Origin of the sequence: Frigoribacterium sp. CFBP 13712 (assembly GCF_014842255.1) — a bacterium.
In the GTDB taxonomy this organism is placed as follows: domain Bacteria; phylum Actinomycetota; class Actinomycetes; order Actinomycetales; family Microbacteriaceae; genus Frigoribacterium.
The window spans coordinates 224149-244960 of record NZ_JACYVH010000003.1 but is presented as its reverse complement, the minus strand read 5'-3'; the positions used below and the strand labels follow the sequence as shown (position 1 = coordinate 244960).

Below are 20812 nucleotides of genomic sequence, written 5' to 3'. Positions count from 1 at the left end.
CATGGATTCCGTCACCCCCGCCACCGTCGCCACGATCGTGGTGGTCGCCATCGTCGTCGTGCTCGTCCTGGTCGTGCTCTTCCGGGCCGTGCGGATCATCCCCCAGGCCAGCGCCGGTGTCGTCGAACGACTCGGCCGCTATCACAAGACGCTCAACCCGGGTCTGAATCTGCTCGTGCCGTTCATCGACCGCGTCCGGCCGCTGATCGACATGCGCGAGCAGGTGGTGTCGTTCCCGCCCCAGCCGGTCATCACGGAAGACAACCTGGTGGTGTCGATCGACACCGTCGTGTACTTCCAGGTGACCGACGCCCGCGCGGCCACCTACGAGATCGCCAACTACCTCGGGGCCGTCGAGCAGCTCACCACGACGACCCTCCGGAACGTCGTCGGCGGTCTGAACCTCGAGGAGGCGCTGACCAGTCGCGACAACATCAACGGGCAGCTGCGGGTGGTCCTCGACGAGGCCACCGGCAAATGGGGCATCCGGGTCGGCCGCGTCGAGCTCAAGGCCATCGATCCGCCCCTGTCGATCCAGGACTCGATGGAGCAGCAGATGCGCGCCGAGCGGAACCGACGTGCAGCCATCCTCACGGCCGAGGGGACGAAGCAGTCGCAGATCCTCGAGGCCGAGGGCATGCGTCAGTCGGCGATCCTCCGAGCCGAGGGCGATGCGAAGGCGCAGGTGCTCCGAGCCCAGGGCGAGGCGGAGGCGATCCAGACCGTCTTCAACGCCATCCACGCCGGCGATCCCGACCCCAAGCTGCTGGCCTATCAGTACCTGCAGACCCTCCCGAAGCTGGCCGACGGGTCGGCGAACAAGCTCTGGATCATCCCGAGCGAGCTGACCGAGGCCCTGAAGGGCATCGGCTCGGGCTTCTTCGCTCCCAAGAACCCCGACGCACCGGGCTGGGTGCCCCGGCCCGGGCCGTCGGTGGCGGACATGGACGCCACACCCGATCTGGCGAGCACGGTCGACCTCGGATCGGAACCCGACCTCGGATTCCCGACCGTGACCGAGCCCGGCTCCGTCGACCCGGCGAGCGGATCGGCCGACGGCCCGACCGCCGCCCCGAACGGATCGGACGACGGGTCGGCGACTCCCCCGAGCGACCGACCGTGACGACGCACGCGGCTGATCGCCCCACCCGGTGGTTCGACCCCGAGACGCCCCGCCTGCTCGCCCATCGCGGACTGCACACCACGGCGCCCGAGAACACCATGCTCGCATTCGCGCAGGCGATCGCCATCGGTGCCGACTACCTCGAGACCGACGTGCACGCCACGCGCGACGGGGTCGCGGTCATCAGCCACGACGCCGACCTGCGACGACTCGCAGGTCGCGACCAGCGCCTCCTCGACCTCGACTGGTCGGAGGTCTCCAGCATCCGCCTGCCCGACGACCAGACCATGCCCTCCCTCGTCGAGGCGCTCGACGCGTTCCCCGAGACGTGTTTCAACATCGACGTGAAGTCGGACGACGCCGTCGAGCCGACCATCCAGGCCATCCGCCGGGCCGGTGCCGTCGATCGCGTTCTGGTGACGTCGTTCGACCAGTCGCGCCGCGCCCGCACGGTGGCCGGGCTGCCGGGTGTCGCCACCTCGGCCTCGTCTCGTCTCGTCGTCTCGGCCGTCCTGATCGGGGTGATCCCCCTCCGATCCGTCCGACGCCGTCTGCTCGCCACGGTGCTCGCGGGCTGCGGGGCGATCCAGGTGCCCGAACGGCGAGGGCCGGTCACGATCGTGACCGCCCGGCGGGTCGCGGACCTCGCCTCGGTCGGGGTCGAGATCCATGTCTGGACGGTCGACGACCCCGTCGACATGCACCGCCTCGTCGCGCTCGGGGTCGCCGGGATCGTCACCGATCGGGTGGATCTGGCACTCGAAGAACTGCGTTGACCAGGCATCTCCGCACTGTGAAGGCACTGTGAAAGGCCGTCGGGCGAAACAACCGCACCGAATTCCGGGTTACAACGGGAGATTGCACCGCGAGAGGAGACCACACAATGGCAGATCGCAGTTTGCGCGGTATGAGACTGGGTAGTCAGAGCCTGCAGAGCGAAGAGGGCGTCGAATTCTCGCCCCGCAAGAAGGCCGTCTACCAGACGACCGACGGCACGACGTTCGAGATGGTGTTCGCCGCCGATGCGGACATCCCCGACATCTGGCAGTCGCCGAAGAGCGGCCTGGAGGGGCGTCTTCTGACGGCCGACGGGAAGCTCGTCGAGATCGACGAGGCCGACGTGAAGGTTCCGAGGTCGCACTGGGACATGCTGCTCGAGCGTCGCACGCGCGACGAGCTCGAGGAGCTGCTGCAAGAGCGGCTCGACTTCCTCCGGGCCCGCAAGGGTCAGGTGAAGATCGGCGCCTGAGCCGCAGCCCGGTCAGCGCACCAGGACGGCCCCGTCACCGCCACGGATCGTGGTGACGGGGCCGTTCGCGGTGTCACGGGCGGCCCGGCGTCGGCCCCTCCACAGACCGGCCATCAGGAGCGTGGCGAGGCCGAAGAACGACACGAGCAGTTCGATCGCCCGGCTCGCGACGACGGCAGGGGTCGTGCCCGTGCCCAGATCGACCGTGGTGACCATCGTGCCCGGCTCGTAGTCGCGCGTCCCGTCGACGACGTCGCCGTGTGCGTCGATGACCCGGGTGGAGGCGACGGTCGACACGTTGACGACCGATCGGGCCGTCTGGATGGCCCGCATCTTGGCGATGGCGAGCTGCTGCTCGTTCTCGTCGGTCTGCCCGGGTCTCGACCCGAAGTCGGCGTTGTTGGTCTGCGCGACGATGACCTGGGCGCCCTGATCCATCATGTTCGTGATCAGCTGGTCGTCGACGATGTCGAAGCAGATGGAGATGCCCGCCACGAAGTCGCCCACATCGATCGCCTCGTCGCGCGTGCCCGGCGTGTAGTCGCGGCCGATCAGGTCGATCAGCTCGGGTGCGAACGGACGCCAGAACGCGCGATCGGGCACGTACTCGCCGAAGGGCACCGGGTGCTTCTTGTCGTACTGGCCGACGACCTCGCCGTCGTCCCACAGGATCGACGAGTTGTACGTCGTCTCGCCGTCGGGGCTCTCGGTGATGACCCCCGACAGCAGCGGCGCGCCGTAGCCCCGGTTGATGGCGTCGAAGACGTAGCGACCGAACTCGTCCCGGGTCGGATCGCGGTCGCTGCCGCCCTCGGGCCAGACGATCAGGTCGAGGTCGTTCGCGGCGGGGTCGAGACCCTGCATCGCCAGCACCTGCGAGTCGGTCAGGTCGCCGTAGGCGCGATCCGCCGAGTCGAAGTAGCCGGCCTTGCCGTTGCCCTGGACACCCGCGATCGTCGCCGTGCCGTCGGTGAAGGTCGGCCACGCGGGGACCGCCAGCGCCGCCGCGATCACGGTGGCACCGGCCAGGACCCGCGTCGAACCCCGGACGGTGCTGAGCAGCGCCAGTTCGATCAGGACGGCGACGACGGCGACCATCAGGAAGCTCAGGCCCGAGATGCCGAGATAGGCGACGAGACCCTTGAACGGGCTCTCGGACTGGCTCAGGGCGACCCTGCCCCAGGCGAAGCCGCCGTAGGGCCAGTTGCCGGCGATGAACTCGCGGAGGGTCCACAGCCCGGCCACGACGACGGGCAGCAGCAGCGCGCGCCCGAGCGTGCCGGGCCAGACGACGGGCACCCAGCGGTAGGCCAGGGTGATGAGCACGGCTCCCCCGGCGAAGAACAACGCCTCGAGACCCGCCAGCGCCGCCCACGGCACCACGCCGAGGAAGAGCGTGGCCCACTGGATGTGGATGAGATAGAACGACAGCCCCGCGACCAGCCCGACCAGGAACGCGCTGCCGGCTCGGCGGCCCCTCAGCGCGACGAGCACCAGGCCGATGCCGACGAAGGTCAGCGCCCAGACGTCGCCGTCGGGGAACCCCGCGTCGAGGACTGGCCCGGCGAACAGGGCCACGACGAGGGCCAACCAGAGGGGCAGACGGAGCTCGGTCACACGGGAGGGCACCTCAGGATTCTAGGTCGACCCGGCTGGGAGCCTCTCCGCCCGTGGTCGTCAGACCGCCGAATAGGCGACGATGCCGCGCCGGACGGCGTCGAGGGCCTGCCGCGCCGTCGGACCGACCGGCAGATCGGCCACCACCGACAGCTGGTCGAGGAGGTCGATCGTCTGCTTCGTCCAGCGGACGAAGTCGCCGGCCGCCAGTTCGGCGTCCTCGAGGACGCTGTCGAGACTGGCGCCCCGTGCCCACCGGTGCATCGCCAGCGCGAGGCCGGGGGCCGGGGGGATGCTGCCCGGGAGCCGGTGCTCCTGCTCGAGGTCGTCGAGCTCGGCCCAGAGCTTCTGCGTCTCGTCGAGTGCCGTCCGGTACTCGCCCCGCGGGAGGAACCGCTCGGCGAGCTGCCCCTCGTCACGCCTCGGCTCGTAGACGAGCGTGGCGGCCATCGCGGCCAGGGAGGGGACGTCGAGCATGTTCCAGAGACCCAGTCGCAGGCACTCGGCCACCAGGAGATCGCGATCGCCGTAGATGCGCCGAAGGGTGCGCCCGGCCGGGGCGACGTCCACCTCGACGGTCGCGGGGAGCCGACCCGCGCCTCCTCGGGACGACGCCGGACGGGACTCCGAGGAGGCGCGGGGCACGAGATACCCCCGGTCGAGCAGCACGTCGGTCACCCGGTCGAAGACCTTCGCCACCGCACCCGTGCGGCTGCGGATCTGCGCCGACAGCTGATCGGTCTGCTTCTTGAGCTTGAACCACCGCTCGGACCACCGGGCGTGCTGCTCGCGATCGGGGCAGGCGTGGCACGGGTGCTGACGCATCTCACGCCGCAGGTCGCCCAGCCGGCGCTGACGCTTCTCGTGCTCGCTGCGCGACTGGGCGTCGGCCCGCGCCGCGCCCTGCTTCTCGAGGTCGCCCAGCTCGCGACGGATGAGCGTGTACTGGCGGAAGTCGCCGAGGTGGCACTCCATGCTCGCGGCGTAGCCGTCGAGACTCGCCTGCTGCGTGCGCACCTTGCGGGCGAGATCGACGACCGAGCGGTCGGCCTGGAACTGCGCGAACGAGGTCTCGAGCACCTCACGGGTGCGTGAACGGCCGAACTGCTCGATGAGGTTGACCGCCATGTTGTACGTCGGGCGGAAGCTGGAGTTCATCGGGTACGTGCGCCGCGATGCGAGGGAGGCGACCGCCTGCGGGTCGAGCCCCTGCTGCCACTGGATGAGCGAATGGCCCTCGACGTCGATGCCGCGGCGACCGGCACGCCCCGTGAGCTGCGTGTACTCCCCCGGGGTGATCGGGACCCTGGCCTCGCCGTTGAACTTCTCGAGCTTCTCGAGAACGACCGTGCGGGCGGGCATGTTGATGCCGAGGGCGAGGGTCTCCGTCGCGAAGACGACCTTGACCAGCTTCTTCTGGAAGAGCTCTTCGACGACCTCCTTGAACGCCGGGAGCAGACCGGCGTGGTGCGCCGCCACTCCGCGTTCGAGTCCGTCGAGCCACTGCCAGTAGCCGAGCACGGCGAGGTCCTCGTCGCGGAGCGTGCGGCACCGGGCCTCGACGATCTCGCGGATCTCCTGGCGTTGATCGGCGGTCGTCAGTCGGATGCCGGATCGGAGGACCTGCTTGACCGCCTGATCGCAGCCCACCCGGCTGAAGACGAAGAAGATGGCCGGCAGCAGATTCTGGTCGTCGAGCATCTCGACGATCTTCCAGCGGTCGAGTCGGCCCTGAGCCTGCTGGATGGGGGCCATCACATGGCCCCGCGGCCCACGCCTCGAACCGCCGTCGCCTCGACGACCCGACCCGCCCTTGCGCGAGAGGGATGTGGCCCGCAGCAGCTCGGGGTTGACGCGGTTCGTGGCCGCCTGGCCGCTCGAGTCGAAGAGGTCGAGGAACTTGCCGCCGACCAGGACGTGCTGGTCGAGGGGCACGGGGCGGTCTTCCGAGACGATGACGTCGGTGCCTCCCCGCACCGTCTGCAGCCAGTCGCCGAACTCCTCGGCGTTCGAGACCGTCGCGCTCAGGGACACGAGACGGACGTCGAGCGGGAGGTGGATGATGACCTCCTCCCAGACGGCGCCCCGGAACCGGTCGGCCAGGAAGTGCACCTCGTCGAGCACGACGTAGCGGAGGTCGTCGAGCATCTCGGACCCCGCGTAGATCATGTTGCGGAGCACCTCGGTCGTCATCACGACGATGCGCGCACGGGAGTTGACGTTCGTGTCGCCGGTCAGCAGGCCCACCTCGGACGCACCGTACTCGGCCACGAGCTCTTGGAACTTCTGGTTGCTGAGCGCCTTCATCGGCGCCGTGTAGAAGACCTTGTCGCGGGCCTGCTGCATGGCGAGATGGATCGCGAACTCGGCGACGAGGGTCTTGCCGGCCCCGGTCGGGGCGGCCACGAGCACGCTGTTGCCCTGTTCGACCGACTCGCATGCGGCGATCTGGAACGGATCGAGGGCGAAGCCGAGACGGGAGCGGAACGACTGCAGCTGCGGCGTGCGCACCCTGTTCTTCGAGGCGGCGAATCGTTCGGCGGGGCTCGCTTCGGTGCTCATGAGGTCATCCTGTCGCGAGTTCGGCGTCGAGGGCCGCCGCACGTTTCGCGACCCGGCGATCGTGCAGCCAGGCCACGCCGGCGGCGGCGAAGTAGAGGACCACCATCGGGACGGCGAGGAGGAACATGGAGAAGACGTCGGCCGCGGGGGTGGCGATCGCCGTGAACAGGGTGATCAGCAGGATCGCGACCCGCCAGCCCCTGATGATCGACACGGCCGAGATGACGCCCACGAAGTTCAGGAGGACCAGGAACACGGGCAGGACGAAGGCGATGCCCACGGCGAGGACCAGTTTGAGGACGAAGTCGTAGTACTGCTTCGCGTCGATGATGGCGGCGTCCTGCTGCGCCGCGAAACCGGTGAGGACCTCGACGATGTGCGGAAGGACGAAGAGTCCGCTCGTGCAGCCGAGGAGGAACAGCGGGATGGCAGTGCCGATGAAGCCGATGGCGTACAGCTTCTCGCGGCGCACGAGCGCGGGGACGATGAAGGCCCAGATCTGATAGAGCCAGACAGGACTCGAGATGATGACCCCGACCGTCACCGAGATCTGGATGCGCAGGTCGAAGCTGGAGCTGACGCCGGGGTAGTTCAGGGTCGCCTCGCGGGAGCGGGCCTCGGCGATGCGGGTCACGGGCTCACGCAGGAAGTCGAGGACGAACTGCGAGAGGAACCACCCGGCGATGCTCGCCACGATGAGGGCGAGTGCGGCCAGGAACAGCCGCTTGCGGAGCTCGATGAGATGCGCCCCGAGAGACATGCGACCGTCTTTGGCCCTGCTTCTCGGCTGCTGCTCTCCGCCGCTGCGGCCACGAGTCGTCGTCGTGGCCACGGATCAGGACTTCGGCGGGAGGTCGCTCTGCGACGGGCGGACGACCGGACCGTCGGTGGTCGGACGAGCCGTCGCGTCGTCGCGTCGGCTGTACTCGTCACGGCGGGCCTCGTCGCGACGGGTGTAGTCGTCGGACGGTGCCTTGTCGTCGTCGCGGACCTCGTTCTTGAAGATGCGCATCGACTGGGCGATGCTCTTCGCGAGCGCCGGCAGCTTGGGAGCGCCGAACAGCAGGAGGATGATCGCCAGGACGATGATGAGGTGGAATCCGGTGAGGTTTCCGAGCATGAGGTGTTCTCCTTGCGTGGCAGGGGAGGTCTCAGTCTAACCCCGGCTCCACTCCCCCGAGCTGAAGCCCGAGCGGTCGTCAGGAACGCGGGTCGGCGTCGTAGCCGGCCAGCGCCAGTGAGGCCCAGTCGCCGACGGCCGCTCGGGCGGCGATCGGCGAGACGACCTCGGGATCGCCGGGCAGGCCCGCCACGAGTCGCGCGACCGTCCCGAACTGGCCGACGCGCACTCTCAGACGGGAGCGACCGTCGTCGAGGGGCTCGACGTCGTCCGGGGCGTAGTCGGCGAGGAGGGGCGCGGCCGCCGAATCGATGTCGATCGTCACGGTCTCGTCGTCGGGCGACCCCTCGAAGAGGGTGTCCGGCAGGACGACGTCCGACGCGCGGTGCGCGAGCGGCTCGTCGGTCAGGGCCGGTCGGGCGATCCGGTCGAGCCGGAACGTCCGCAACGCGTGTCGCAGATGGTCGTAGCCGCGCAGGTACCAGTCGGCGTCGACGGACTCGACCCGCAGAGGGTCGACGCGCCTCCGCTCGACGACGTCACGGACCCCCGCGTAGTCGAACTCGAGCTGGCGACCCTGGGCGACGGCCAGCTCGACGAGGGACAGGACGTCGCTGGTCTCGCGCTGGTCGACGGCGACCTGGCTCGGAGCGGACGACGCGCCCCGTGCGAGCTTGGACATCAGGGTGGCGATGGCGGCGCGATCGGCGTTCTCGGGAAGCGACGACAGGTACTGCAGGCCGGCGATCAGCGCCGCGGCCTCACGGGCCGAGAAGCGAGGCGACTCGTCGATCGCCACCATGTGCGTGAGGACGATGACGTCGTTCTGCTCGAAGTCGTCCCACGCGATGTCGAAGAGGTCGTCGTGCTGGTACTGGTTCGTCTCGCCGGGCACGCCGGATACGGCGATCAGCTCGACCGCCCGGCGGATCTCCCCGACGGACACGCCGAAGTGCTCGGCGGCCTCGGCGACGGAGACCCGCCCCCGATCGATGAGGTACGGCACCAGGGAGAGCAGGAAGGCCAGCTTGTCGGTGGCGTGCAGGGCGGATCTCTTCTCAGCCATGGTGACTCCCCCCGGCGGCGCGGACCTCGGTGTGGACGGCGACGAGCCGACGCAGCCGCGCGATCACCAGGTCCCTGACCGAGGCGGGCTCGAGCACGGTCACCTCGGGCCCGAAGGACGCCAGCTCGTCGGCGACGATCTGCTCGTCGGAGAAGTGGATCTCGAGGAGGCAGTCGTCGCGGACCACCGTCGAGCGTCGTTTGGTCAGTCTGGTCTCGGCGTCGGAGCCGGCGACCACGCGGATGAGCGCCGTCCTGGTGCGCCAGACCTCGTCGAGCGCCGCGAGGGCCGACTCGGCCGTCGCATCGACGGGGCGCTCGACGGCGATCGCGGTGATGACGACCGGGCCGATGATGCGCGACAGCAGGAAGGTCTTCCGGCGGCCGGTGTCGGGCTCGAGGCACGAGACCATCCAGCGGCCCTGATGCTGGATGAGGGCGAACGGAGCGACCTCGCGCTTCCTCGCTTCGGACTCGCCGGGCTTCAGATAGGGGAACCGCACGAGCACTCCACGGTCGAGCGCATCGCGCAGCGGTTCGAAGGCGGCGTCTCGCGAGCGGATGCGAGGGGCGTAGTCGAGCCCGGGGACGGTCGCCGTGCCTCCGAGCGAGCGGAGCTTGAGGAGCGCGCGTCTGCTCTCGCCCGACAGCGTCCCCTCGCGCCAGACCATGGCGGCGAGGGTCAGCAGCGCGGTCTCCTCCGATGAGAAGGCGATGTCGAGGGGAAGCTCGTAGGCGCCGCGGGGTATGCGGTAGCGGAGCATCTGGTTGTTGCCCGACGCCGCCGGGTCGTCGAGGGTCTCGAGCGGCACGCCCAGCTCGCGGATGTCGTCTTTGTCGCGCTCGAACTGACGCTCGAGAGCGGTGTTGTCGCCGTTCGGCGAGTACTTCTGCCGATAGCCCTGGACCGTGGCGAGGATGTCGGACTTCGTCAGGCCGGGCTCGGTCGCGAGGAGGGCGAGGACGAGGCTGAAGAGGCGCTCTTCGACGGGTACGCGAGGGGCGCGGGCGGCTGACACGGGTCGAGCCTAGGCCACGGCCGGGGTGGGGCGCCCCGGCCGTCGCGGCGCGTGGATCGACGTGCCGGTCAGAGCGAACCCAGGACGTCGAAGACGTAGACGTAGGTGCTGGGGTTCTCGTCGCTGGCGGGGACGACCGTCATGACCTGCGACCCGACCGTCTGACCGACCAGCGCGTCGCGGAGCGCGGCGGGCAGGGTCTGGTCGTCGAGCGCCACCGTCGTCGCGGTGTCGCCGTTCGTCCACGTCGACCCGGCCACGGTCGACGGCTCCGCCCAGGTCACCGCCGTGAACTGCACGACCGCCGTCGAGTCGGCGGTCAGCCGCGACCCGTCTCCTTCGCGGACGAGGTGCGTCTGCTGCGTGGTCGGCGCCGGGGCGACGGGGACGGTGATGCCGGGGGCGCCGTCGGGTGCCGTCACCACGGCGGGCAGGCCGTCGGCCCCGGGGACGAGGCGTCCGTTCGCCTTGGCCAGGAACGACTGGCGGATGTCGACCACGGCGATGTACGCGGCGTCGGGGTCGTCGCTCGCGGGGGCGGTCGAGCCGGACAGCGACGCCTGGAGCTCGGAGGCCTTCAGGGCGACGACCACGCGCGAACCGACCGTCGAGCACTCCAACGCGTCGGCCAGGGGCGCGAGGGCCGAGCCGCCGACGGTCACCGGGTTGCCGATGGAACCGTCGTAGCCGCTGTTCTCGACCTCCGTGCCCGTGCTGCCGTCGAACAGCGTGTAGTCGATGAGGACGGGCGAGCCGTCGACCAGACGGGCGCCGTCGCCCTCGATCACCGTCGAGACCTGGGTCTCGGTCGTGACGATCGGACTCGGCACGGTCGCCTCGGGCTTCTCGCCGAACGCACCCGTCGTGGTCACGACCGAGGCGGCGTCGCCCGTGGGCGGGCAGCCGGCCGACCCGGGGGCGGCGCTGGTCGCGCATGCCGAGAGGGAGGCCACGAGGCCGAGGGTCACGACGAGTGCGGGGATCTTGCGCACGGGTACTCATTTCGTTGCGGCGGCCGGCGGGCCGGGAAGCGGCCGGGGCCGCGGATGCGGGAACAGCCTAGTCGGGGTGGGAGGGCGGGGAGATCGGCGCCGTTCAGGCGGAGGGCGACGGGTCGCCGGCCGACTTCGAGGTCGCGTCGGACTCCGTCGCGGCCACGGCGGCGTCGGCGGCCGACCTCGCCTGGCGCGCCGTCTTGCGGAGCTTCTTGTCGCTGGCCGTGCGGTCGCCGAGGGCGCCCGGGGTCCAGAGCTCGACGTCCTCGTCGGAGTAGTCGGACTTCGACGGACGGCGCTTGAGCTGCGGCAGCTCGGCACCCGGCGCGAGCCGTCGTGCCGTGATGAGGAACCCGGTGTGCCCGATCATTCGGTGGTCGGGACGGACGGCCAGCCCCTCGACGTGCCACCCGCGGACGAGCGTCTCGGAGGCGTCGGGCTCGGTGAAGACGCCGGATGCGCGGAGGGCCTCGGCGACGCGCGAGAGCTGGGTCGCCGTGGCGACGTAGCAGACCACCAGTCCGCCGGGGGTGAGGGCGGCGGCGGTCGCGTCGACGCACTCCCAGGGGGCGAGCATGTCGAGCACGACGCGGTCGACCGTGCCGTCGGGCATCGTCTTCGGCAGCTCGTCGACGAGGTCGCCGACCGTGACGCTCCAGTTCGGCTGCTCCGAGCCGAAGAAGCTGACGACGTTGCCCTCGGCGACGTCGGCGAACTCCTGGCGGCGCTCGAACGAGGCCAGTCTGCCCTCGGGGCCGATCGCTCGCAGCAGCCAGAGCGAGAGGGCGCCCGACCCCACCCCGGCCTCGACGACGGTGGCGCCGGGGAAGATGTCGGCGAAGGCGACGATCTGGGCGGCGTCCTTCGGATAGACGATGGCGGCACCGCGCGGCATCGACATGACGAAGTCGCTGAGCAGCGGGCGCAGGGCCAGGTACTCGTCGCCGGTGGTGCTCGCCACGACCGAGCCGTCGGGCAGACCGACGAGCGCGTCGTGGGCGATCATGCCCCGGTGGGTGTGGAACACCGCGCCGGGGGTCAGCACGACCGTGTTCATCTTGCCCTTCGGGCCGGTCAGCTGGACCTTGTCGCCCTCGAGGAAGGGGCCGGACTGGCGACGGGTGGCGGTCATGCGGTGCTGCTTTCGGTCGGAGGGGCGGCTCGGTCGAGGGCCGGGAGCCGAGGAGGCGCGGGTCGGCGCCGATCGGCGCCCCGCGGTCAGAGGGCGGAGGCGGGTGGTCGGCTCGTGTCGCGTGCCGCGGCGTGCAGCCGGCGCAGGTCGGCCACGGTCACACCGCGGAGGGTCGTGGCACGGGTGTACCCGGCGTCGTCGACGAGCGGTGCGGCGTGCTCGACGCCGAGGACGACGGCGCCGGACGCGACGGCCGACGCGGCCCCGGGCGGGGAGTCCTCGATGGCGACGCAGTCGGCGATGTCGACGCCGAGCAGGGCCGCGCCGCGCAGGTACGCCTCGGGGTGGGGCTTGCTGTTCTCGACCTCGTCGCCGGCCACGACGGCGTCGAAGGCCGGGAAGTCGATCGCCTCGATCATGAAGTCGGCCATGCGTCGGATGGACATCGTGACGAGCGCCGTGGGCACGCCCTCGCTCCGCAGCTCGGCGAGGAGCTCTCGGGCGCCGGGTCGCCACGGGACGTCGTCTGCGACGAGCGCCAGGACCCCGGTCGTCAGGCGGTCGATGATCTCGTCGAGCGGGAGGTCGACGCCGTGCTGCTGGATGACCCGGGCGGAGTCCCACAGGCCCGTGCCGATCATGGCGTCGCCGTCGGCTCTGGTCCAGGTTCCACCGAACGACTCGACCAGTTCGACCTGGCATTCGTACCAGTAGGGCTCGGTGTCGACGAGAGTGCCGTCCATGTCCCAGAGGACCGCGGCGGGAAGAGAGGAGGTCACGGGCAGCGAGTCTACGGGAGGCGCCCGGCGGTCGGGCCGACCCGGCCGGGGACCCGGCGACGCACGGTCTACTGTGGAGGGTCAAGACGCCGGTGCAGCGGGCCCGGCTCGGTGAGGACACAGGTGACGAACACGTCGAACACGTCGGACTTCGCGAAGGGGCGACTCCTGGTCGTGGCCTTCGAGGGGTGGAACGACGCCGGCGAGGCGGCCAGCGGGGTCGCACGGAGCCTCGTCGAGTCGCTGGGTCTCGAGCCGGTGGCCGAGCTGGATGGCGAGCGGTACATCGACTACCAGTTCAACCGCCCGCAGATCGGGCTCGACGACGACGGCGGGCGGACGCTCGTCTGGCCGCGGATCGAGCTCCTCGCCGCACCCGACTCCTCCGAGGTCATCGCCGCGTCGTCCGACGTCGGGTCCGACACCGAGGTCTTCGTCCTGCTGGGCGCTGAGCCGTCGCGCAGCTGGCGCGGGTTCGCGGCCGAGATCGTCGACCTCGTGGACGTCCACGCGATCACCTCCGTGGTGTTCCTCGGGGCGATGCTCGCCGACGTCCCGCACACCCGGCCGATCTCCGTCTTCGTCAGCAGCGACAACGCCGACGTCCGAGGTCAGCTCGGCCTCGAGCGCAGCACGTACGAGGGTCCGGTGGGCATCCTCTCCGTCCTCGGCGACGCCGTCGAGACGGCCGGCGTGCCCTCGCTGTCGGTCTGGGCGTCCGTCCCGCACTACGTGCACAACGCCCCCTCGCCCAAGGCGACGCTCGCGCTCGTCGAGAAGCTCGACGAGCTGTCCGCCGTGAGCGTGCCCCGCGGCGACCTCGTCGAGGAGGCCGCCGCATGGGAGGCCGGCATCGACGCCCTCGCGGCCGACGACGACGACATGGCGGGCTACATCGAGCAGCTGGAGCAGGCGCGCGACACCGTCGACTCCCCCGAGGCGAGCGGCGAGGCCATCGCGCAGGAGTTCGAGCAGTACCTCCGCCGACGCGACGGCAAGGGCGACGACCCGCGGTACCCGCCGGCCCCCTGAGCGCCGGGCGGAGGGCGCCGCCCATCGACGCGGCTGACCTAGTCGACCCCCGCCGCGCCTCCGTCGCCCAGCTCGCCGGGGACGACGACGCCGTTCTCGTAGGCGAACACGACCGCAGCGGTGCGATCGCGCAGCGCCAGCTTGGCGAGGACGTTCGAGACGTGCGTCTTCACGGTCGCCTCGCCGACGAACAGCCCGCGTGCGATCTCGGCGTTGGAGGCGCCCCGAGCCATGCCGTCGAGCACCTCGCGTTCGCGGCCCGTGAGGAGACTCAGCCGTGCGTTCGGCACGACGGCGTTCTCCGTCGTGTCGACGAGCGCCCGGGTGACGACGGCACGGGTCAGCTCGGGGCAGACGAGCGCGTCGCCGCGATCGACGACGCCGATCGCCTCGATGAGCTCCTCCGGGCCGGCGGTCTTCAGCAGGAAGCCGCTCGCCCCGGCCTGGAGCGACCGGAACAGGTAGTCGCCCCGGGCGAAGGTCGTGAGGATCAGCACCGACGGGCGGTGCTCGCCCGACGACCCGAGGATGCGCCTGGTGGCCTCGACGCCGTCGATGCCGGGCATCTCGATGTCCATCACGACGACGTCCGGCTCGAGGCTCGCGGCCAGGTCGACGGCCTCGACGCCGTCGCGCGCCTCCCCCACGACCGTCACGCCCCTGGCGGTCTCGAGGATGATCCGGAACCCCGCTCGCACGAGATCCTGGTCGTCGGCCAGGAGCACCCGCACCGGCCGGTCGTTCGTCTTCTCCATGCTCATTCCCCCTCGAAGAGGGTAGCCCCCTTCGGAGGGTGGGCCACGACGGGGAGGTCGACGCGGACGCGGTAGCCGCCTCCCTCGCGGGGGCCCACGGTGAGGCGACCGCCGTGCAGATCCACCCGTTCGCGCATCCCCCGGTGCCCGAGACCCGAACCGGAGGGGGCCGCCGCCGGATCGAGCGCACCGGTCGCGCCTCGGCCGGCTCCCCCGGCGCGTGCAGCATGCCCGCTCGAGCCGAGTCCGTCGTCGACGACCTCGAGGCCGACCGACCCCTCGCCGTGGACGACCCGGATGACGGCGCACCTGGCCGCGCCGTGCTTCAGGGTGTTGGTCAGCGCCTCCTGGGCGATCCGGTACAGCGTGGAGCCGACGCCGTCGGGGACGTCGCGGGTGTCGCCGTCGATCTCGAGTCGGACGTCGAGTCCGAGGGCGCGGGTGTCGGCCACGAGGTCGGGGAGGGCGGCCAGACCGGCCACGGGCTCGGGAGGCAGCCCGTCGCGCGAGCGCATGACGGTCAGGAGGCGGTCGAGCTCGTCGATGGTCGTGCGTGCGGTGTCCTCGACGGCGGCGAGTGCGCCACGGGCGATCTCGGGGCGGTCGAGCGTGCGCCGCGCGGCACCGGCCTGGATGCCGATGACGGCGACGTGGTGGGCCACCACGTCGTGCAGCTCGCGGGCGATGCGGGCGCGCTCGTCGCCGATCGCCTGCTCGGCGATCCGGTCGTTGGCCGCACGGAGGGCCGCGTCGGACCTCTCGAGCGCGCGCCGGCGTGACCTCGACTCACGCGAGACGCGGCCGAAGTGGATCGCGGCGATGAAGAACAGGGCGTTCAGGACGACCGAGTAGAGGCTGGAGGCCAGGACGACGTCGGCGGAGTCGGAGTCGTCGCTCACCTGCGCCGCGATGTCGATGGCGAGCCAGGTGAACATGGCGACGACGACCACCAGGCTCCAGACGAACGCACGGCGCCGCGAGGGCGACCAGACGTTCGCGGAGAACACGACGAGGAACTCTGCGATGGAGGGCAGGAGGTCGTCGGGATGCCCCCTCACCCCGAGCACGATGAACGCCGTCGAGACGATGATCATGACCGACACCGGGAACCTCCGGCGGAACGCGATCGGCAGGCTCACCGCCACCGCGCCCGCCAGGGTCTCGAGGGTCGAGGGCATGGCGTGCCCGTCGGAGCTCAGGATCACCGACGCCAGCGCCGAGGTGACGAGCGCCAGCACGAGGAACCCGACGGCCAGCGCGGAGTCGACGACCCGCTCGCGCCGCATCGAGCCCCGGGACGGGCCGTCGGCGCCGGAGGGTGCGGCGGGACGGGAGCTGCGGGGCGACATGACCACGCCAGTCTGCCAGAGCGGCGACCTAGGTGAGGATCAGTCAGGCAGTGGCCTCGTCAGCACGGGATGGCAGGTCGACGCCGAGCAGGTCCACGCCGAGCAGAGCGGTGACGGCGTCGAGGTCGACGGACGTCGCGTCGGCGCCGGAGGCGATCCAGCGGTCCACGGCCTCGAGCGCGGACGGCGTGTCGAGGTCGTCGGCGAGGGCGGCGCGGAGGCTCGTCAGCAGACCGGTGGGGACGGACTCGACCGGGGTCGCGCCGAGGGGCGACGTCGTCGCGTGGTCCGCAGCGGCGTCGGGCCGCGGCGGCGCGGTGTCGGCCCACGTCTCCCAGACGCGCAGGCGGGCCTCGGCGTCGACGAGGTCGCTGTCGAACCACTCCCAGTCGGACCGGTAGTGGTGCGCGGCCACGGCGAGGCGCACGGCCCTGGCGTCGGCCCCGCCGGCGACGAGCTCGCTCACCTTCACGAGGTTGCCGAGCGACTTGCTCATCTTCTCGCCCTGATACGCCACCATGCCCGTGTGGGCGAACAGGTCGGCGTAGCGCCCCCCCGTCAGCGCCTGGCCGTGCGCCGCGCTCATCTCGTGATGCGGGAACACCAGGTCGCTGCCACCGCCGTTGACCGTGATCGGCGAGGCGAGGGTCTGCTCGGCGATCACCGTGCACTCGATGTGCCAGCCGGGCCTCCCCTCGCCGACCGGGGACTCCCAGGAGGGCTCGCCCTCCCGGGCGCCCCGCCACAGGAGGGGGTCGAGCGGGTCGCGCTTGCCCGCGCGGCCGGGGTCGCCGCCGCGTTCGGCGGAGAAACGCGCCATGGTCTCGGGGTCGAGTCGGCTCTCGAGCCCGAGGTGCCACGACGTGTCGCGTTCGGCGGCCCGGACGTCGAAGTAGACGTCGTCGACCGCGGAGCCCTCGGTGGGCACGCGGTACGCGGATCCGGAGTCGAGGAGGCGCGCCACGGCTCGGGCGACGTCCGTCACGACGTCCGTCACGGCGACGTAGTGCGTCGGCGGCACGACGGCGAGGTGCTCCATGTCGGAGCGGAAGAGGTCGGTCTGGGAGGCCGCCAGCTCGCGCCAGTCGACGCCCGTCGCGGTCGCCCGCTCGAGGAGCGGATCGTCGACGTCCGTCGTGTTCTGTGCGTACGTGACGTCGACGCCCGCGTCCGTCCAGACGCGGACGAGCGTGTCGAACGCGAGGTAGGTCGACGCGTGCCCGAGGTGGGTGGCGTCGTAGGGGGTGATGCCGCAGACGTACAACGATGCCGTGCCGTCGACGATCGCGGGGGCGCGGCGCCTGCCGGTGGCGGTGTCGTGCAGCATCGGCAGACGCCCGGCGCCCGGGAGCGTGGGGACTCGGGGGCGGGCCCACGACCTCACGCCGTCACCACGCCCGTCGAGAGCAGCACGATGAGCACGACGCCGAGGACGAGCCGGTAGGCGACGAAGGGCATGAAGCTGCGGCGGGAGATGTAGTTCATGAAGAACGCGATGACGAGGAACCCGACGACGAACGCGACGACGGTGGCCGCCAGCGTGAGCCCCAGCGAGTAGGGGCCGGGGTCACTGAAGCTCTGGACGAGCTCGTAGAGACCGCTGCCGAAGACCGCGGGCACGGCGAGCAAAAACGAGAACCGCGCTGCCGCGGGCCGCGTGTAGCCGAGGGCGAGAGCCGTGGTCGTGGTAGCACCCGAGCGCGAGACGCCGGGGATCAGCGCGAGCACCTGCGCGACGCCGACGGCGATGCCGTGACCGTACGACATGTCTTCGAAACGCGCCGCCTTCTTGCCGAGGTGGTCGGCGAGACCCAGGAGGATGCCGAAGACGATGAGGACGACGGCGACGATCCAGAGCGACCGGAAGACCGAGCGGATGTACTCCTGCGCGACGTATCCGACGACCACGATCGGGATGGTGCCGATGATGACGAGCCAGCCCATCCGCACGTCGGGGTCCGTGCGCGGGATCCGGCCCGTGACGCCCTGGAACCAGCGGACCACGATGCGCTTGATGTCGCGCCAGAAGTAGATGACCACCGCCAGCTCCGTGCCCAGCTGCGTGATGGCCGTGAACGTCGCCCCCGGGTCGAACTCGACCGTGCTGTTCGGATCGGAGAACAGGAGGCCGACGATCCGGAGGTGCGCGCTCGACGAGATGGGCAGGAACTCCGTGAGGCCTTGGACGAGGCCGAGGAGGAGTGCCTGGAGGAGTTGCTCCATGGGGATCCTTCTGGTGCGTGGTGCTCAGTACGTCGCGAGGAGGTCCCGGAGGACGCGACTGCCAAAGGATAGTGCGTCGAGGGGGACGCGCTCGTCGACCCCGTGGAACATCGCGGGGAAGTCCATGCCCTCGTCGAGACGCAGGGGGGCGAAGCCGTAGCCGGCGATCCCGAGGAGGCTCAGCGCCTTGTTGTCCGTGCCGCCCGAGAGAAGGTAGGGCAGCACCGGGGCACCCGGATCGTGACGGTGCAGGGTGGCCTCGATGGCCTCGACGAGGGGCCCGGAGAACGGCGTCTCGAGCCCGATGTCCGTGTGCATGGTCACGATCTCGATGTCGTCGCCGACGAGGTCGCGCACCTCGTCGAGGACGGCCGCCTCCTGACCGGGCATGCAGCGGATGTCGACCAGCGCCTCCGCGGTGTCCGGGACGACGTTGTGCTTGTAACCCGCCGTCAGCATCGTGGGGTTCGTGGTCGTGCGGAGCGACCCCCGGATGAATCCCCTGGCCGTGCCCGTCTGGAGGACGAGCTCGTCGGGCGACACCTGTTCGACGTCGACGTCGAGGATCCGCGCCACCTGCCGCAGCAGTGCGGAGGTGGTGTCGGTCAGCGTGATCGGCCACTGTCGACGCCCCAGCGCGGCGACCGCCTCGGCGAGCCGGGTGACGGCGTTCGCCTCGATCATCTGGGATCCGTGGCCGGCCGTTCCGCGGGCGATCAGCTTGACCCAGATGAGGGCCTTCTCGCCCGTCTGCAGCAGATACGACCGTCGGCCGTCGATGAACGTCGAGTAGCCGCCCACCTCGCTGATGGCCTCGGTGGCCCCGTCGAAGAGCTCGGGGTGCTCCTTCACGAGAAAGTGCGACCCGAGTACTCCCCCGGCCTCCTCGTCGGCGAGGAATCCGACGACCAGATCGCGCGCCGGTCGTTCGCCCGACCGGAGGATGTCGCCGATGGACGAGAGCATCATCGCGTCCATGTTCTTCATGTCGACGGCACCACGGCCCCAGAGCATGCCGTCGCGCACCACGCCGGCGAACGGATCGACCGACCAGTTGGCCGGATCGGCGGGCACCACGTCGAGGTGACCGTGCACGACGAGGCCCGGCTTGGCCCGGTCGCGACCCTCGATCCGGGCCACGACGCTGACGCGCCCGGGCTCGGACTCGAACAGCTGGGGCTCGACGCCGAGCGCCCGCAGCCGGTCGGCGACGTAGTCGGCCGCCTCGGCCTCGCCGTTCGACCGGCCCCCGCCGTAGTTGGAGGTGTCGAAGCGGATGAGGTCGCGGGCGATCGTCGCCGTCTCGTCCAATTCGGGCTCGGGGGCGGAACCGGCGGTGTCGCCGTCGAGGGGCTGCGCAGGTGTCGTCGTCATGGCGACCACGCTACCCGGAGGGTTCCTCGGCCCTGTCGTCGGACCGCGACGAGCGGCCCACCCGCCCTGTGGTCGAGAGGCCCTCTCGAGCCGTGCTAATGTTTCGTGGTCGGCTTCGGCCGGCACCATCCAGTCCGGGTGGCGGAAATGGCAGACGCGCTAGCTTGAGGTGCTAGTGCCCGTATAGGGCGTGGGGGTTCAAGTCCCCCCTCGGACACCGAAGACAAGCCTTTCAGGCGGACTTCACACGGTCTGTGTTGAGACAGACGAAAGACCCGATCACCACTGGTGATCGGGTCTTTCTGGTTTCCGCGGTCGCAGGTGCCGCCGGCGTAGGGTTCGGGCCAGCACACGACGAGAGGACCCCCATGGAGTACGCACGACTCGGAACCAGCGGCCTGACGGTCTCGGCCGTCACCCTCGGCTGCATGAGCTACGGAGTCCCCGAGCGGGGCTCGCACGCCTGGACGCTCGGCGAGGACGACAGCCGGCCGTTCATCCGCCGCGCCCTCGAGCTCGGCGTCACGACCTTCGACACCGCCGACGTGTACTCCGACGGCACCAGCGAGGAGATCGTCGGCCGGGCCCTGCGCGACTTCGCCACGCGTGACGAGGTGGTCCTGGCGACCAAGGTGCACGGTCGGATGCGCCCCGGGCCGAACGGCGCCGGTCTCAGCCGCGGTCACATCATGAGCGCCGTCGACGACAGCCTGCGTCGTCTGGGCACCGATCACATCGACCTGTATCAGATCCACCGCTTCGACCCCGAGGTGCCGGTGGAGGAGACCATGGAGGCGCTCCACGACCTGGTGCGCGCCGGCAAGGTGCGGTACCTGGGCGCGTCGAGCATGTGGGCCTGGCAGTTCGCGTCGATGCAGCACGCCGCCGACCTCGGCGGGTGGACCCGCTTCGTGTCGATGCAGGACCAATACAGCCTCATCCAACGGGAGGAGGAGCGCGAGATGCACCCCTACTGCGTGGACCAGGGCGTGGGCGTGCTGCCCTGGTCGCCGCTCGCCCGCGGTCGGCTCACGCGCGACTGGGACGCCGCCACCTCGCGCAGCGAGACCGACGAGTTCGGCCGCACCCTCTACCGTCAGCGCGAGGAGGGCGACCGCCGGGTGGCCGCCGCCGTCGCGGAGGTCGCGGAGGCGCGGGGCGTCTCACGCGCGCAGGTCGCATTGGCCTGGGTGCGGCAGCAGGACGCCGTCACCTCCCCCATCGTCGGAGCCACGAAGATGCAGCACCTGGACGACGCGGTCGCGTCCGTCGACCTGTGGCTGACGGACGACGAGCTCGACGCGCTCGAATCCCCCTACGTCACGCGCGAGAACGAGGGCTTCTGACCCGCGGGCCCGTGGTCGGGCCTACTGTGAGCGACACGCGCGGCGACCACGTCGTGCGAACCATCCGACGGA

The 20812-nt window shown here is 70.8% G+C and carries 19 protein-coding genes and 1 tRNA gene; 6 read left to right on the top strand and 14 right to left on the bottom strand.

The window, feature by feature from the left end:
- Position 1 precedes the first annotated feature (1 nt).
- From IFT51_RS07325 to IFT51_RS07315, 3 genes are all read left to right on the top strand, one after another.
- On the top strand, positions 2-1123 hold the full coding sequence (locus IFT51_RS07325) for an SPFH domain-containing protein (RefSeq protein WP_244637024.1): 1122 nt from the start codon (positions 2-4) through the stop codon (positions 1121-1123).
- Complete coding sequence (locus IFT51_RS07320; RefSeq protein WP_192060411.1) at positions 1120-1899, top strand: glycerophosphodiester phosphodiesterase family protein; 780 nt, start codon at positions 1120-1122, stop codon at positions 1897-1899. Before IFT51_RS07325 ends, IFT51_RS07320 begins: the two co-directional genes overlap by 4 nt.
- A 107-nt stretch (positions 1900-2006) precedes the next feature.
- Positions 2007-2372, top strand: coding sequence for an RNA polymerase-binding protein RbpA (locus tag IFT51_RS07315; protein ID WP_192060410.1), 366 nt, complete (start codon positions 2007-2009; stop codon positions 2370-2372).
- 12 nt (positions 2373-2384) lie between these two features.
- Here IFT51_RS07315 and lnt read toward each other — a convergent pair whose 3' ends face one another.
- From lnt to IFT51_RS07270, 9 genes are all read right to left on the bottom strand, one after another.
- On the bottom strand, positions 2385-4001 hold the full coding sequence (gene lnt / locus IFT51_RS07310; RefSeq protein ID WP_371740729.1) for an apolipoprotein N-acyltransferase: 1617 nt from the start codon (positions 3999-4001) through the stop codon (positions 2385-2387).
- A gap of 48 nt (positions 4002-4049) precedes the next feature.
- Positions 4050-6551 carry an RNA helicase gene (locus IFT51_RS07305; RefSeq protein ID WP_192060409.1) on the bottom strand — a complete coding sequence of 834 codons (2502 nt, stop codon included), beginning with the start codon at positions 6549-6551 and terminating at the stop codon, positions 4050-4052.
- A 4-nt stretch (positions 6552-6555) separates the two neighbouring features.
- Entirely contained in the window at positions 6556-7311 is a 756-nt protein-coding gene (tatC, locus tag IFT51_RS07300; protein ID WP_192060408.1) for a twin-arginine translocase subunit TatC, read from the bottom strand.
- A 75-nt stretch (positions 7312-7386) separates the two neighbouring features.
- Positions 7387-7671, bottom strand: a complete 285-nt coding sequence (gene tatA / locus IFT51_RS07295; RefSeq protein ID WP_192060407.1) for a twin-arginine translocase TatA/TatE family subunit — start codon at positions 7669-7671, stop codon at positions 7387-7389.
- A 79-nt stretch (positions 7672-7750) separates the two neighbouring features.
- Positions 7751-8737: a YafY family protein gene (locus IFT51_RS07290; protein ID WP_192060406.1), complete on the bottom strand. Its 987-nt coding sequence runs from the start codon at positions 8735-8737 to the stop codon at positions 7751-7753.
- A complete protein-coding gene (locus IFT51_RS07285) occupies positions 8730-9755 on the bottom strand; it encodes a WYL domain-containing protein (protein ID WP_192060405.1) in 1026 nt (341 codons plus the stop codon). The genes IFT51_RS07290 and IFT51_RS07285 overlap by 8 nt, the downstream gene beginning before the upstream one ends.
- 68 nt (positions 9756-9823) lie before the next feature.
- Positions 9824-10747, bottom strand: coding sequence for a hypothetical protein (locus IFT51_RS07280; RefSeq protein ID WP_192060404.1), 924 nt, complete (start codon positions 10745-10747; stop codon positions 9824-9826).
- Positions 10748-10850: 103 nt separating this feature from the next.
- On the bottom strand, positions 10851-11882 hold the full coding sequence (locus tag IFT51_RS07275; protein WP_192060403.1) for a tRNA (adenine-N1)-methyltransferase: 1032 nt from the start codon (positions 11880-11882) through the stop codon (positions 10851-10853).
- 86 nt (positions 11883-11968) lie between these two features.
- Complete coding sequence (locus tag IFT51_RS07270) at positions 11969-12661, bottom strand: HAD family phosphatase (protein ID WP_192060402.1); 693 nt, start codon at positions 12659-12661, stop codon at positions 11969-11971.
- 123 nt (positions 12662-12784) lie between these two features.
- On the opposite strand from IFT51_RS07270, the gene IFT51_RS07265 reads away from it, so the two are divergent.
- Positions 12785-13693, top strand: a complete 909-nt coding sequence (locus IFT51_RS07265; RefSeq protein WP_192060401.1) for a proteasome assembly chaperone family protein — start codon at positions 12785-12787, stop codon at positions 13691-13693.
- 38 nt (positions 13694-13731) lie between these two features.
- Here IFT51_RS07265 and IFT51_RS07260 read toward each other — a convergent pair whose 3' ends face one another.
- Genes IFT51_RS07260 through IFT51_RS07240 form a run of 5 tightly spaced genes read right to left on the bottom strand, consistent with a single transcriptional unit; the run spans position 13732 to position 19394 of the window.
- The gene (locus IFT51_RS07260; protein WP_192060400.1) at positions 13732-14454 is read right to left on the bottom strand and encodes a response regulator; all 723 of its coding nucleotides are present in this window, start codon (positions 14452-14454) and stop codon (positions 13732-13734) included.
- The gene (locus tag IFT51_RS07255) at positions 14451-15797 is read right to left on the bottom strand and encodes a sensor histidine kinase (protein WP_192060399.1); all 1347 of its coding nucleotides are present in this window, start codon (positions 15795-15797) and stop codon (positions 14451-14453) included. The genes IFT51_RS07260 and IFT51_RS07255 overlap by 4 nt, the downstream gene beginning before the upstream one ends.
- 43 nt (positions 15798-15840) lie before the next feature.
- On the bottom strand, positions 15841-17181 hold the full coding sequence (mshC, locus tag IFT51_RS07250) for a cysteine--1-D-myo-inosityl 2-amino-2-deoxy-alpha-D-glucopyranoside ligase (RefSeq protein WP_192060398.1): 1341 nt from the start codon (positions 17179-17181) through the stop codon (positions 15841-15843).
- Positions 17178-18020 carry an undecaprenyl-diphosphate phosphatase gene (locus IFT51_RS07245; protein ID WP_192060397.1) on the bottom strand — a complete coding sequence of 281 codons (843 nt, stop codon included), beginning with the start codon at positions 18018-18020 and terminating at the stop codon, positions 17178-17180. The genes mshC and IFT51_RS07245 overlap by 4 nt, the downstream gene beginning before the upstream one ends.
- 24 nt (positions 18021-18044) lie before the next feature.
- On the bottom strand, positions 18045-19394 hold the full coding sequence (locus IFT51_RS07240) for a M20/M25/M40 family metallo-hydrolase (protein ID WP_192060396.1): 1350 nt from the start codon (positions 19392-19394) through the stop codon (positions 18045-18047).
- A gap of 132 nt (positions 19395-19526) precedes the next feature.
- Between IFT51_RS07240 and IFT51_RS07235 the strand changes: the two genes are divergently transcribed.
- Positions 19527-19611 (top strand) — tRNA-Leu (locus tag IFT51_RS07235).
- Between the two features lie 151 nt (positions 19612-19762).
- Positions 19763-20740: an aldo/keto reductase gene (locus IFT51_RS07230; protein WP_192060395.1), complete on the top strand. Its 978-nt coding sequence runs from the start codon at positions 19763-19765 to the stop codon at positions 20738-20740.
- Positions 20741-20812: the final 72 nt, after the last annotated feature.

What these genes read in the sequence shown, in the direction of transcription:
- tatA (WP_192060407.1), bottom strand. Translation starts at nt 7,671, where the DNA reads ATGCTCGGAAACCTCACCGGATTCCACCTCATCATCGTCCTGGCGATC.
- IFT51_RS07260 (WP_192060400.1), bottom strand. Translation starts at nt 14,454, where the DNA reads ATGAGCATGGAGAAGACGAACGACCGGCCGGTGCGGGTGCTCCTGGCC.
- IFT51_RS07325 (WP_244637024.1), top strand. Translation starts at nt 2, where the DNA reads ATGGATTCCGTCACCCCCGCCACCGTCGCCACGATCGTGGTGGTCGCC.
- IFT51_RS07240 (WP_192060396.1), bottom strand. Translation starts at nt 19,394, where the DNA reads ATGACGACGACACCTGCGCAGCCCCTCGACGGCGACACCGCCGGTTCC.
- IFT51_RS07255 (WP_192060399.1), bottom strand. Translation starts at nt 15,797, where the DNA reads ATGTCGCCCCGCAGCTCCCGTCCCGCCGCACCCTCCGGCGCCGACGGC.
- IFT51_RS07315 (WP_192060410.1), top strand. Translation starts at nt 2,007, where the DNA reads ATGGCAGATCGCAGTTTGCGCGGTATGAGACTGGGTAGTCAGAGCCTG.
- tatC (WP_192060408.1), bottom strand. Translation starts at nt 7,311, where the DNA reads ATGTCTCTCGGGGCGCATCTCATCGAGCTCCGCAAGCGGCTGTTCCTG.
- IFT51_RS07275 (WP_192060403.1), bottom strand. Translation starts at nt 11,882, where the DNA reads ATGACCGCCACCCGTCGCCAGTCCGGCCCCTTCCTCGAGGGCGACAAG.
- IFT51_RS07230 (WP_192060395.1), top strand. Translation starts at nt 19,763, where the DNA reads ATGGAGTACGCACGACTCGGAACCAGCGGCCTGACGGTCTCGGCCGTC.
- IFT51_RS07305 (WP_192060409.1), bottom strand. Translation starts at nt 6,551, where the DNA reads ATGAGCACCGAAGCGAGCCCCGCCGAACGATTCGCCGCCTCGAAGAAC.
- IFT51_RS07245 (WP_192060397.1), bottom strand. Translation starts at nt 18,020, where the DNA reads ATGGAGCAACTCCTCCAGGCACTCCTCCTCGGCCTCGTCCAAGGCCTC.
- IFT51_RS07290 (WP_192060406.1), bottom strand. Translation starts at nt 8,737, where the DNA reads ATGGCTGAGAAGAGATCCGCCCTGCACGCCACCGACAAGCTGGCCTTC.